Origin of the sequence: Blautia faecis (assembly GCF_027662325.1) — a bacterium.
Taxonomy (GTDB): Bacteria; Bacillota; Clostridia; order Lachnospirales; family Lachnospiraceae; genus Blautia_A; species Blautia_A faecis.
Map to the genome: position 1 here is coordinate 38,862 of NZ_JAQDKY010000010.1, position 12,574 is coordinate 51,435.

The following is a 12,574-nucleotide window of genomic DNA, read 5'->3' on the forward strand; positions in this document are numbered from 1 at the left end:
TTTCCACTATAATTAAAAATAGAATGATCATTAGAGCGTGTTTGAAAAATTATTCCTACAAATCATACTCCGGAAACGGTGTAAACAGCAATATACTTATAAAACAAGAGAGTGAGGGTATGAAATGCCTAAAGAAAAAATCAGCCTGAATTCCATTTACATATCAGACCGTTTACAAAAATCCCTGCAGCCTGTTTCCAACAGCGCGCTGACAGCCATAACAGCCCCTATGGGATATGGGAAGACAACCGCAGTAAACTGGTATCTGTCCAGACTGGCGAAAGACAGTCTGGCTTTGCTGATCCGGATCAGTATTTACTCCCAAAACCTTTCCATCTTTTGGAAAAGTGTGCAAAATGCATTTTCCTTCGCAGGTCTTAACTTTCTGGAAAACTACGACTGCCCGGAAGATGAAGCCTCCGCTGGATTTTTGACGGAAATTCTATGCTATCAACTGGAAAAATGTGAAAATTGTTATATTTTTATAGATGACTTTCATCTGTTAAAAGATGACCGGGCGGCCACTTTCCTGTGCAGAATGGCAGGGAGGATTCCGGAAAATGTGCATCTGATCGTAGCAAGCCGAAATCATTTTATCAGTGATGACTGGATTGTAAGGCTTGGAGGAAGACTTCACCGGATAGAAATAGACGATCTGCGTCTGAACTCTGGGGAGCTATCAGCCTATATCCGCCGCTGCGGAACCAGCCTGACAGACAGCCAGCTTGAGCAGCTTCTGAAATCCAGCGAAGGATGGTTCGCAGCTGTTTACCTGAATTTGTGTTCTTTTTCAAAATCAGGAGAATTGCCAGGAAAAACATCTGACATTTACCAGATGTTTTCCGCTTCCATGCTGAATCCTTTGCCAGAAGACAGAAAAGAATTTTTAAGTGCCATGGGGCTTGCAGATGAATTCACGGAAGAGATGGCAGAATTTATTACAAAAAGAGAAGACGTACACCAGATTCTGAAAATGCTCACCAGGCAGAATGCTTTTGTCACCTGCCTGAATGACGGGCAGACTTACCGCTTTCACCATATGATGAAAGAGTGCGCGTTTCGTGCGTTCAGAACACTGGATGATTCCAGACAGGCTTTCTATTATGAAAGATATGGTGCATGGTATGAAAAACATGGTGCCTATATCCATGCCTTGTCAGCATACCGGCGAAATCAGAATTTTGCAGCTATTCTCCGGGTGGTGCAAAAAGATGCTGGAATCTTACTTGCTTCTCTAAAACCGGAAGAGGTTCTGGAAGTTTTGAACAGATGTCCGGTTTCCGTTTTAAAAGAATATCCGCTTGCAATTCTGGTTCTTATGAGATGCATGTTTAACTGGAAAAATATTCCCAAAATGCTGGAATTGAAAGAACTTCTTCTGGCATCCATCAGAGAACATCCAAAGCTGCCTGAGGAAGAGAGAGGAAATCTTCTGGGCGAATGCGACCTGATCCAGAGCTTTCTTATGTACAATGATATTTCGAGAATGAGTCAGTTTCACCGCAGTGCCAGCGAGAAGATGACAAGACCTGCCATCAGTATCCGAAGTGACGGAGGCTGGACGTTTGGCTCCCCATCTGTACTTATGATGTTTCACAGGAAAAGCGGAGATCTTGACAAAGAGCTGGAAGAGATGAACCAGTGTATGCCTCATTATTACAAGATCACAAACGGACACGGACAGGGTGCAGAAACGATTATGAGCGCAGAGGCTCACTTTATGCGTGGCAATTTTGTTGATGCCCATATAGCATTGGAAAAGGCTTATACCCAGATTCAGGGAAACGGGCAGGAGAGCATTGCACTTTGCTGCGATTTTCTGGCACAAAGGCTGTCTATCTGTATGGACATAAAAATGAGAAATACATTTGAAGAACGTCGAAAAGAACTGCTGCAGGGGCATAATACCACCTGGGTCAATATTTTTGACAGCACCTGCGCCTATTACTATGCAGTTACCGGACAAACGGAGCGGATTCCGGCTCTCTTTGGAGCTCACATGCTTTCTACGGTGAATTTTCTGGCACCTGGGAGACCGATGATGGAAATGATCGAGAATCAGGTTTATCTTGCCCAGGGAGAATATTCGAAGGTGATCGGAAGAAGCGAATCCATTCTTGCCATGTGTCAGGCTCTTCACTACGATCTGGTAGCGCTTCATGTGCAGATCCAGCTTCTTGCGGCCAACTGGAAGCTGGGAAAAACAGAACAGGCGCTTGAACTTTTGAGAGGATCACTTTCCCAGGCTTTTCCAGATGGAATCCTTATGCCATTTGTGGAGAATTATCCATACATAGAGGAGCTTTTGAAGGGAAGCTTTTTCGGAATCAATGAAAATTTTCTTTTCAGGATCACCAGAATGGGGAAAGAATGGGAAATGCGGTGCGATCAGTTAAAAAAAGAGGAGGCGTATCCGCCGGTCTTTAAAGTACTGTCAGATCGTGAGCTGGAGATTACGGAGCTTATGGCGAAGCATATGAGCAACAAAGAAATCGCCCAGAGTCTGTTTTTATCCGAGGGAACTGTGAAGCAGTACATCAATCAGATTTATTCCAAATTACAGATTCCCGGGGATGTCCGGGTGAAGCGCAAGTATCTTTTGGAGATGATGGAAGGAAAAAGCTAACTGGAAGTTAATACTATTTTTGTCAGAGAAAACGTATAGTAAAGGTACAACATATTTCGACAGGAGGAAAATGGTATGAAGAGAAAAATAGTTACAGCGGTCATCGCGTTTATTTTATGTGCAGCAGTTGTTCCCACAGCTGGTATTTACAGCGTAATGGCAGAAAACGAGGATACGCTTCAGGTAGAGGACGGAGCTGACTATGCAGCACTTTCCGGTGTATGGAAAAATGAAGATGCACAGGCTGATGAAACTCTTACCTTAAGTGCAGACGGATTGTTTGTATATCACACCGGAGAAGGCGATGATGTTCAGGGATATCTGGAATATGTGGATGAATACAACGACGGAAATGGCAGATATGACATGTACAATCGCATGGGCATGTGGCTGGAGGGATTTTATCTGGACTCCGCGGATACTCTTCATATGGGAAATGACGGAGCTGCGGTTTTTACCAGAACAGAGGAAGATCAGGCAGAAGAGAATTCGGAAGGGCAGACTGAAAACGAAGACAGCGTGGAAAAGAAAAGCTATGTCCTCATGTCAAATAAACGCTATACAGGACTGCGCCCTCTTTATAACAATTCCAGTTGGGAAGGAGGGTATTTCTATTCCGATATGACAGAGGACTGTATGACGGTGATCGTCAACTGCAGTGCTTTAAATGACAATGAATTCACCGGTACCCCGGAGGAATATATGGAACAGTTTGCAGGCTTTGTAAGTGAATCGGAAATAAAGGATTTCACAGCAGTACAGAACCAGGAATATACAGAGAAATTCACTTATCCGGCATATGAACTGGAATTTACCACCGGAGCAAATGAAGATACCTGCAAATGGAAAATGCTGTATTTCCAGACGGATACCAATACCTTTGCTTATGCTTACAGAGTTTCAGCGGATTTTGCTGAGGAGATGGAGGAGGAATACCGGGATGCCATTTCTTCTCTGGAGCTGACGGAGATTGAGGGCGTTGAAAATACAGAAACCACTTTCACTCAAGGGGAAGATTATGATCCAAGTGCCGAAGGAGAGAGCCTGGAAATGTTTATCTCTTATTTTGACAGCTGGTACCAGTATGGAGATTTAAATGCCATGAATATCCGGCTTTATGGAGAAGGAACCTGGGAAATCTACAACAGCCTGAATAGTGATAAAACAGGGGGATATTTTTTTGACAGCGGTACTTTTACCACACTTGGCACAACTGCCCTGAAATTGGTCAATGACAGCGGAATCTATGTGGCAGATGTTACTTTGGATGGAGATGGCGATCTGATGCTCAGTCCTGTGATTTCCGGATATGGAAATATTTATGCAGGTGCAGCTTTTTTACGAGAGTCCGATTCTATCGCCTACGAAGCCCAGACAGCTGACGATGGTGAAGGATACGGAGACTACATTCCTGATGAAGATTATGTAGAGGAAAGTGATCCGGGAGATACTTATTACTGGTATGATGGGGAAGGAAATGTAATGTACTTTGATGGTTCCGACAGCTATTATATAGGACCGGATGACGTGTTCTATATTGATGAGGCAGGAAGGCTGATGGAATACTGATAAGCAGGTAAAACTAGTACATCGTTTCGTAAATAACTATACCAATCGCGTAGGATGGGGATTCGAGTGTGCAGATTGCAGAAAGCCTTTTTCAAACACGCTCTGGGACGTGGACAAAAAGAATTTCCTGAAAAATATATGACAAATTTTGCAAGCCGAATACCTATGTGTATTTCGGCTTGTTTATTATTTACTGTTTTAAGATCATAGGGGATTTCATAAGCTTTCATTTTGTGATAAACTATGTGATAAAGCTAAACAAGCTTCGTGTTTTGAGCAGCGGAGATTTCATTTTGACAAAGATATGGGCAGGAGCTATCAAGGATGCAGATATGGAAAGATATCTTGAGATAAGGATCACAGAGTCTGGAAAAGTAGGAGAGGTTTTGCGGGCTGAGGCAGGGCTTACAAAGAGGCAGATCAGTCAGGCAAAGTTCAGGCCGGGAGGTATCCTTAAAAATGGAAAACAGTGCCGTGTAACGGAAATAGCAGTGCCTGGTGATCGGCTTCAGGTATGTCTGGAAGCGAAAGGGATTGATTCAAAGCAACTGGTGTGTCCAGATACAAGTAGTTTCATAGAACGAGGAAAAAAACAATTATTGGATTTCGAAAGACAAGAGCTGGAAGACGGATTAAAACCCCAGAAACTTCAGATCCTTTATGAAGACCAGGATTTACTTGTAGTAAACAAGCCGGCTGGTATGGTGACGCACCCATCCGGAAGCCATTATCAGGACAGCATTTCTAACCTGCTTGCAGCCTATTTTCGTGAAAAAAATGAGACAACACGCATTCGGTCCATTGGACGTCTGGATAAAGAGACCTCCGGGATTTTACTTTTTGCCAGAAACCAGGTGGCGGCAGCCAGATTGCAGAAGCAGAGGGAAGAAGGAAAGCTGCAGAAGAAATATCTGGCGCTTGCAGAAGGAGATTTATCAGAAGCAAATGATTCTGTATTCTGGAAAGAAATTGCTATACCACTTGCCCCGGATCCGGAAAATCCCATGAAAATGACAATTTCTCCAGATGGACTGTTGCCAGGAAGCAGGAATGCAGTTACGTATTATAAGAACATAAAAAGTTTCGGCAATGTGACTCTTGTTGAGCTTCAGCTGGAAACCGGACGAACCCATCAGATCCGGGTTCACATGTCAGGGATAGGTCACCCTCTTCTGGGAGATACGATGTACAATCCTGGAACATGTTTGAACATGAGTAACAGCAAAGAAAAAAACAATACGAAAGGCAGAATAAATAATAGGAATGACTGCTTCAAAAGAGCTGCGCTACATGCCTGGAAGCTGACTTTTTGTCACCCATTTACAGATGAAATAATCACTCTGGAAGCTCCCCTTCCAGATGATTTCTGCCGCTTTTTGAATGCAAACGAGGAGGAAAAAACATGACAGAAACACAGCAAACCATAAATAATGTTATCGCAAAAATGATCGCATATTCCGATGGAAACAAGCATGATATTGCCCATTTCCTGAAGGTATATACATATGCCAGAATGATTGGCGAGATGGAAAATTTAACCGAAAGAAAGCAGGAAATTCTGGAAATCGCAGCCGTGATCCACGACATTGCCTGCCCTGTATGCCGCGTAAAATATGGTAATACAAACGGCTCCAACCAGGAAAAAGAAAGTCCTGAGCTGGTAGAAAATTTCCTCAAGGATGTGGAAATTGATGATGAAATGAAAGAGAGAATCAACTATCTGGTTAGCCATCACCACACCTATACAAACGTAGACGGACTGGATTACCGCATTCTTCTGGAAGCTGATTTTCTTGTAAATGCAGATGAAAGTGAAATGTCTGAGAATGCTGTTGAAACAGCCAGAGAGCGCGTATTTGAGACCAATACAGGCAAAAAATTACTCACAAGTATCTATAAATTGCCTGCCAGGTAAAGCAATAGAAGGCGTTGAAAAAGAAAAAAGAGTGGTTAATTTCTGCAATATTAAACCTGGAAATTCAATCTATGGAACCGCCTGTTTCCGGAAAATTGGGCTTGTAGTGAAGGATAAAAAAGGCTTTCACCTGTGACGGAGAAATTGATCAGTTATTTGAAGTGAAAGAAAATATGTTGAAATATTGGCGTGGCATTGGCTGCGCCTTTTTTGTGTAAATGATAGAAATATATAAATTTGTTTTCAAAAATGGTATTGACAAAACTATATTATATATCATATAGTATTGTTAATTAAATAATATTGATGAATTATATAATATGATTGGAGTGATCAGATGGTCTTTAACACAGGAGCTGCACTTCTGGACGCTATTGTCCTGGCGGTTGTGTCCAAGGAGCCGGAAGGTACTTACGGATACAAGATCACCCAGGATGTACGCGGAGTTCTGGATATTTCAGAATCCACGCTTTATCCAGTGCTGCGCCGCCTGCAGAAGGATGACTGCCTGGAAGTCTACGATCAGGCATATGCCGGACGAAATCGCAGATATTATAAACTGACGGAGAAAGGGCAGGCACAGCTGAATTTGTACAAGATCGAGTGGAAGAATTATTCCACCAAGATAGGCAGTATGTTTGAGGACGCTGGCAGAAATGCGGACAGCGGCCACATGAGGGAGGAGAATTAACAGGTATGGACAGAGCGCAGTTTATGAAACAGCTAGAAAGGCTGCTGTCTGATATTTCGGAAGCAGAAAAGCAGGAGGCGCTGGCTTACTACAACAGTTATTTTGACGAAGCCGGTCCTGAGAATGAGGCTTCCGTGATCAGAGAGCTTGGAAGCCCCGGAAAAGTGGCTGCCATAATAAAGGCAGACCTTGACGAAAGCAATGAGGAATATGCACAGTATACAGAGAATGGATATGAGGACTTGCGGGAAAACAAGGCTTCTTATATGCCGGAGATTCGCCAAAGAGATGGGAAACATGCAGGAAAAACAGATCGTACCCACAGGGGATATCGCCCGAAAGAGAAGGGAAGCAACAGCAGATTTATCCTGATCCTAATTGCCCTGGTATTTCTTTCCCCATTTATCATTACAGCAGCCAGTGGCGTATTCAGTATTTTACTGGTGGTGATCTTGTTTCCATTTTTGGCGATTTTTGTATCCGGAGTTGTGGCGTTCTCATTTATCGTAGCAGCTTGCGCCTGCATGAGTGTGGGAGTTGGAACTTTGGTTACCAATACTGCTGTGGGACTACTGGTAATGGGAATCGGCTGTCTTTTGTTTGCATCAGGAATTCTGTTCTGCATTTTAACAGGATGGCTGGGCTCCACAATTTTCCCATGGATCCTTCGCAAGGTGACAGACTTTTTCCAGAAAATCGTGTATCGGAATAAGAAGGAGGAGCAGGCATGAAAAAAGGAACAAAGGGAATGCTGATTGCAGCAGGTGCTTTCGCAGTGGCAGGAATTGGTTTATGTATCGGTGGAATTTCTGTAGCAGCAGTGGAAACGGGCGGAAATGTGTTTGATCAGGCTGGACAGCTGCTTCAGGATAATGATTATCCGCTGGCTGGTTTGATCCATTGGGGAAACGTCCAATATCATTCTTCTGACATAGATTGGGATGATTTAGATGAAAATACTGTGGATATGGATTTTGCCAGTGATCTGGAAATCAGTTTGAAGTATGATGAGCTTCTTATCCAGAAGTACGATGGTGACAAGATTCGGGTAAATGTGGCAAATGATGCGAAGAACGATGTGGTCGTTAAGGAAACTTCCGGGAAAATCACGATTACAGATACCCGCAGTGGCAATGTAAAAAAGAAGAAACAGATAAAAGTCAGTGTTCCTTCAGTGAAAGAATTTGATACGGTAAGCCTGGGTGTTGACATGGGAACCATTGATCTGGAGTGCGATTTAAAAGTACAGGAGCTTTCGGTGGAAGTTGGTGCCGGAGAATTTTGCGGTTATGGAAATATCACAGCAGCGAATTGTGATCTTCAGGTTGGCGCCGGAACCATCGACATTGATCAGATTGATGTTCAGAAACTGAATGCGGACTGCGGTGCTGGTGAAATTGACATGGTGGTAACTGGAAAAGAGAAGGACTATAATTACGATCTTTCCTGTGGCATGGGTGAGATTGATCTGGAGAATTCTGAGTACAGTGGACTTGGCATTGAGAAAACCATTTCCAATGAAGGTGCCCAAAAAGATATGGTGCTGGAATGCGGAATGGGCGAGATTGATGTGGAGTTTACTGGGGAAAAATAAAATCTTGCAGAACGCTTTTTTCAGACACGCTCTGGTGTAAAGTTATGTAATAAATAAAAAAATAAGACAGAAATGTCAGATCGGAGGAATCAATTATGAGCAATAAGCGTTTATACAAATCAACCGTAAACTGTATGCTGTGTGGTGTGTGCGGCGGAATTGCCGAGTATTTCGATATTGACCCAACCCTGGTCCGCCTGGCCTGGGTAATCCTGACCTGCTTCGGCGGCGCAGGAATCTGGGCATATATTATTGCAGCGATTATTATTCCGAAAGCATAAGAAGAATTGCACAAGATCCACTGCCTGCGAAAACTTAGCTGCGGGGGGCCGAGCTGCTTAGTTGTAGTTGACAGTCAGCTTGGCAGAATATTGCGACGGTTCGCGTGGAATATGCCATGTCAAATTGCATCCACTTTGAATAAATGTATTATATTTTGTCCATACTCCCTATATACATCCAAACACTGTAAAAAGGAGCATAGACATATGAACAAAGACAAAGAAGTAGAAGCTTACAAATCCGGAAATCTTACCCCTGAAGAACAGACAAAATATGAAATTGCTCAGGAACTTGGCATTCTGGATAAAGTCTTAGAAGGGGGCTGGAAAAGCCTCTCCGCCAAAGAAACGGGCCGGATCGGTGGCATAATGGCGCGAAAGAAACCGAAAAAATAATAGTATATTATTTGCCCCTGCAACCTGTTATCAGGTTAGAGCGTATTTCAAACAGGATCTAGGAGGGGCGGGAAAATGCACAGAAAGTCTTTTAAGACTTGGGAACACCATTCTGGACTGAAACCGTTTTGAACTGTCCGCAGAAGGCGTAACCCTTCGCCTGAATAACAAAGAATTTCAGCTGATGGAATTATTTAAGTGACGCTGTCTGGGATGTGGCAGTGGAATCGGACTTTCCATTGCCCAGGCAGCAGCCGAAGCCTATGGAGGAAAAATTAAAGTCAGCAGTAAAGATGGGAAGTCAATTTTGTTCCAGGTTACCATATAAAAAGTTAAGTATGTTTATAAAAGTCCTGCAGGACAGTTTGAGAGAAAATATTCAAACTGTCCTTTTAAAATATATAAAAATTGGATATTTATAACGGTACAGTATTCCTGTATGCTTTCAGACAAATAAAAGGCAGTTGAAGAAATGGAAATCTGTTAAAACAGTGCCCCACAATTTTTCTGCACAATACATACAGGAGGAAATCAAAATGAGCCAGGAAAGATATGCATTAAATAAACAGCTTGCACAGATGTTAAAAGGTGGAGTGATCATGGACGTTACCACTCCGGAACAGGCAAAAATCGCAGAGGAGGCAGGTGCCTGTGCGGTTATGGCGCTGGAGAGGATTCCGGCAGATATTCGTGCAGCAGGTGGTGTTTCCAGGATGAGCGACCCAAAAATGATCAAAGGAATCCAGGAGGCAGTCTCCATTCCGGTTATGGCGAAATGTCGTATCGGACATTTTGTAGAAGCGCAGATTCTGGAAGCAATTGAGATTGATTATATTGATGAGAGCGAGGTGCTTTCCCCGGCAGATGATGTTTACCATATTGACAAGCGTCAGTTTAAAGTGCCATTTGTATGCGGAGCCAAAGATTTAGGGGAAGCTTTAAGGCGAATCGCAGAAGGTGCTTCCATGATTCGTACAAAAGGCGAACCGGGAACCGGCGATGTGGTACAGGCGGTGCGCCACATGCGCATGATGAACAGCGAAATCGGGAAAGTGGTTTCTATGCGTGAGGATGAGCTTTTTGAAGAAGCAAAGAACCTGCGTGTGCCATATGAGCTGGTTGAGTATGTACACAAAAACGGAAGACTTCCGGTGGTAAACTTTGCAGCAGGCGGTGTTGCGACTCCTGCAGATGCGGCCCTTATGATGCAGCTTGGCGCAGAAGGTGTGTTTGTGGGCTCTGGTATTTTCAAATCCGGTGATCCAAAGAAGCGTGCCGCAGCGATTGTAAAAGCGGTCACCAACTATCAGGATTCCAAAATGCTTGCAGAGCTTTCCGAAGACCTTGGTGAAGCTATGGTCGGAATCAATGAGCAGGAAATCCAGCTTCTGATGGCAGAGAGGGGCAAATAAGATGAAAATCGGAATCCTTGCTGTGCAGGGAGCTTTTGCAGAACATAAGAGCAAACTGGAAAAACTGGGTGCCCGGTGCGTGGAGCTGCGGAAAAAAGAAGACCTGGATGGAGACTTTGACGGACTGGTTTTGCCAGGCGGTGAGAGTACGGTACAGGGAAAACTCCTTCGGGAGCTGGAAATGTTTGAGCCTTTGAAAGAGAAAATCCAGGCTGGAATGCCGGTGCTTGCCACTTGTGCGGGGGTGATCCTTCTGGCTGACCACCTCTCTAATGACGGGCATGTGTATTTCGAAACCATGCCTGTGACAGTAAAAAGAAATGCCTACGGCAGACAGCTTGGCAGTTTTCACACCATCAGGGAAATGAAAGGAATCGGTCAGGTTCCCATGACATTCATTCGTGCCCCTTATATTGAGAAATGCGGAGAAGGCGCAGAAGTACTGGCTGAGGTGGATGGAAATATTGTAGCTGTAAAGTATAAAGAGCAGTATGGACTGGCATTTCATCCGGAACTGGATGAGGATGACAGGATACATGAGGCGTTTCTGAATAGTGTAAAGAAATATGCAAAGAAAAATTCCCCAAACACCTGGTTATAGAATGAACCTATAACCAGATATTATTTTTACATATTAGACAGATAATCCCCAGTATGTTACTATGCATTCATCAACAAAAACAAAGCAACAGCAAAGAAAAACATCAAAAACAATAACAAAACTAACATTAACGAAAAATGATGAAAAATAGTAAACATACGGAGGAAAGAAAAATGGCAGATATCAGAGATTCTAAAAACTGGGGATTTGAAACAAAACAGTTACACATTGGACAGGAGAAAGCAGATCCAGTAACAGATGCAAGAGCTGTTCCAATCTACGCTTCTACATCTTATGTATTCCATAACTCACAGCATGCAGCTGACCGTTTCGGACTTCGCGATGCCGGAAATATTTATGGAAGACTTACCAACCCTACAGAGGATGTTTTCGAGCAGAGAATTGCTGCTCTTGAAGGCGGAGTTGCAGCGCTTGCAGTTGCTTCCGGTGCAGCAGCTATCAATTATACATTCCAGGCACTTGCAAAAACAGGTGAGCACATTGTAGCTTCCAAGACCATCTACGGCGGAACATACAACCTTCTGGCACATACTCTTCCGCAGACCAGCGGTATCACCGCAACATTTGTAGATCCGGATGCAGAAGGCTCTTTCGAAGCTGCAATCCAGGAAAACACAAAAGCAATCTTTATTGAGACCCTTGGAAATCCGAACTCCAACCTGATTGATATTGAAGAAGTTGCAAAAATTGCGCACAAACATAACATTCCTCTTGTAGTTGATTCTACATTTGCAACTCCTTACCTAGTTCGCCCGATTGAGTATGGTGCAGATATCGTCGTTCATTCCGCAACCAAATTTATCGGAGGCCATGGAACTGCAATCGGTGGCGTGATCGTAGACAGCGGCAACTTCGACTGGAAAGCATCCGGCAAATTCCCGTGGATTTCTGAGCCGAACCCAAGCTATCATGGAATTTCCTTTGCAGAGGCAACCGCTCCGGCAGCATTTGTAACTTATATTCGTGCAATCATCCTTCGTGATACAGGAGCTACCCTTTCTCCATTCCATGCATTTTTGTTCTTACAGGGACTGGAAACTCTTTCCTTAAGAGTGGAGCGTCACGTAAGCAACGCCCTGAAAATCGTAGATTACCTGTCTAAACATCCACAGGTAGAAGCTGTTCATCATCCATCACTGGAGAGTGAGCCAAGTCATTATCTTTATAAGAAATACCTTCCAAACGGCGGCGGTTCCATCTTTACATTTGAGATCAAGGGTGATGCACAGACCGCTCAGAAGTTTATTGATAACCTTGCAATCTTCTCATTGCTTGCAAATGTTGCAGATGTAAAATCCCTTGTGATCCATCCTGCAACAACCACACACAGCCAGTGCACAGAGGAAGAGCTTCTTGACCAGGGCATCAAACCAAACACAATCCGTCTTTCCATCGGTATTGAGAAAGTGGAAGACCTGATCGCGGCTCTGGACGCAGCATTCGAGGCAGTAAAGTAATTAAAAAATAA

Annotated in this window: 12 protein-coding genes; all 12 read left to right on the top strand. The window is 43.7% G+C overall.

From position 1 onward, the window contains the following. Positions 1 to 124: 124 nt before the first annotated feature. The 12 genes from PGQ38_RS06960 (at position 125) to PGQ38_RS07015 (ending at position 12,563) form a co-directional block, all read left to right on the top strand. Positions 125 to 2,626, top strand: a complete 2,502-nt coding sequence (locus PGQ38_RS06960; RefSeq protein WP_204452897.1) for a helix-turn-helix transcriptional regulator — start codon at positions 125 to 127, stop codon at positions 2,624 to 2,626. A 75-nt stretch (positions 2,627 to 2,701) separates the two neighbouring features. Next, positions 2,702 to 4,195 (top strand): hypothetical protein, encoded by a 1,494-nt coding sequence (locus PGQ38_RS06965; protein ID WP_204452895.1) that lies wholly within the window; start codon positions 2,702 to 2,704, stop codon positions 4,193 to 4,195. A gap of 293 nt (positions 4,196 to 4,488) precedes the next feature. Further along, entirely contained in the window at positions 4,489 to 5,601 is a 1,113-nt protein-coding gene (locus tag PGQ38_RS06970) for an RluA family pseudouridine synthase (RefSeq protein WP_270431131.1), read from the top strand. Further along, positions 5,598 to 6,110 carry an HD domain-containing protein gene (locus PGQ38_RS06975; RefSeq protein ID WP_173769585.1) on the top strand — a complete coding sequence of 171 codons (513 nt, stop codon included), beginning with the start codon at positions 5,598 to 5,600 and terminating at the stop codon, positions 6,108 to 6,110. The genes PGQ38_RS06970 and PGQ38_RS06975 overlap by 4 nt, the downstream gene beginning before the upstream one ends. 337 nt (positions 6,111 to 6,447) lie before the next feature. Further along, positions 6,448 to 6,801 (top strand): PadR family transcriptional regulator, encoded by a 354-nt coding sequence (locus PGQ38_RS06980; RefSeq protein ID WP_173716380.1) that lies wholly within the window; start codon positions 6,448 to 6,450, stop codon positions 6,799 to 6,801. Positions 6,802 to 6,806: 5 nt separating this feature from the next. Further along, complete coding sequence (locus PGQ38_RS06985; RefSeq protein ID WP_204452894.1) at positions 6,807 to 7,532, top strand: DUF1700 domain-containing protein; 726 nt, start codon at positions 6,807 to 6,809, stop codon at positions 7,530 to 7,532. Beyond that, entirely contained in the window at positions 7,529 to 8,395 is an 867-nt protein-coding gene (locus PGQ38_RS06990; protein ID WP_204452892.1) for a DUF4097 family beta strand repeat-containing protein, read from the top strand. Before PGQ38_RS06985 ends, PGQ38_RS06990 begins: the two co-directional genes overlap by 4 nt. Before the next feature lie 95 nt (positions 8,396 to 8,490). After that, positions 8,491 to 8,676: a PspC domain-containing protein gene (locus tag PGQ38_RS06995; RefSeq protein ID WP_021924744.1), complete on the top strand. Its 186-nt coding sequence runs from the start codon at positions 8,491 to 8,493 to the stop codon at positions 8,674 to 8,676. Positions 8,677 to 8,883: 207 nt separating this feature from the next. Beyond that, positions 8,884 to 9,072 (top strand): alpha/beta-type small acid-soluble spore protein, encoded by a 189-nt coding sequence (locus tag PGQ38_RS07000; protein WP_118583262.1) that lies wholly within the window; start codon positions 8,884 to 8,886, stop codon positions 9,070 to 9,072. Between the two features lie 536 nt (positions 9,073 to 9,608). Further along, complete coding sequence (gene pdxS, locus PGQ38_RS07005; protein ID WP_173735228.1) at positions 9,609 to 10,484, top strand: pyridoxal 5'-phosphate synthase lyase subunit PdxS; 876 nt, start codon at positions 9,609 to 9,611, stop codon at positions 10,482 to 10,484. A 1-nt stretch (position 10,485) separates the two neighbouring features. Next, positions 10,486 to 11,085, top strand: coding sequence for a pyridoxal 5'-phosphate synthase glutaminase subunit PdxT (gene pdxT / locus PGQ38_RS07010; protein ID WP_204452890.1), 600 nt, complete (start codon positions 10,486 to 10,488; stop codon positions 11,083 to 11,085). Positions 11,086 to 11,258: 173 nt separating this feature from the next. Beyond that, the gene (locus PGQ38_RS07015) at positions 11,259 to 12,563 is read left to right on the top strand and encodes an O-acetylhomoserine aminocarboxypropyltransferase/cysteine synthase family protein (protein ID WP_118583257.1); all 1,305 of its coding nucleotides are present in this window, start codon (positions 11,259 to 11,261) and stop codon (positions 12,561 to 12,563) included. Positions 12,564 to 12,574 lie beyond the last annotated feature (11 nt).

Bases quoted from the DNA above. Each gene is read 5' to 3' on its own strand.
- PGQ38_RS06960 (WP_204452897.1), top strand. From the start codon at position 125: ATGCCTAAAGAAAAAATCAGCCTGAATTCCATTTACATATCAGACCGT.
- PGQ38_RS06965 (WP_204452895.1), top strand. From the start codon at position 2,702: ATGAAGAGAAAAATAGTTACAGCGGTCATCGCGTTTATTTTATGTGCA.
- PGQ38_RS06975 (WP_173769585.1), top strand. From the start codon at position 5,598: ATGACAGAAACACAGCAAACCATAAATAATGTTATCGCAAAAATGATC.
- PGQ38_RS06980 (WP_173716380.1), top strand. From the start codon at position 6,448: ATGGTCTTTAACACAGGAGCTGCACTTCTGGACGCTATTGTCCTGGCG.
- PGQ38_RS06985 (WP_204452894.1), top strand. From the start codon at position 6,807: ATGGACAGAGCGCAGTTTATGAAACAGCTAGAAAGGCTGCTGTCTGAT.
- PGQ38_RS06990 (WP_204452892.1), top strand. From the start codon at position 7,529: ATGAAAAAAGGAACAAAGGGAATGCTGATTGCAGCAGGTGCTTTCGCA.
- PGQ38_RS06995 (WP_021924744.1), top strand. From the start codon at position 8,491: ATGAGCAATAAGCGTTTATACAAATCAACCGTAAACTGTATGCTGTGT.
- PGQ38_RS07000 (WP_118583262.1), top strand. From the start codon at position 8,884: ATGAACAAAGACAAAGAAGTAGAAGCTTACAAATCCGGAAATCTTACC.
- pdxS (WP_173735228.1), top strand. From the start codon at position 9,609: ATGAGCCAGGAAAGATATGCATTAAATAAACAGCTTGCACAGATGTTA.
- pdxT (WP_204452890.1), top strand. From the start codon at position 10,486: ATGAAAATCGGAATCCTTGCTGTGCAGGGAGCTTTTGCAGAACATAAG.
- PGQ38_RS07015 (WP_118583257.1), top strand. From the start codon at position 11,259: ATGGCAGATATCAGAGATTCTAAAAACTGGGGATTTGAAACAAAACAG.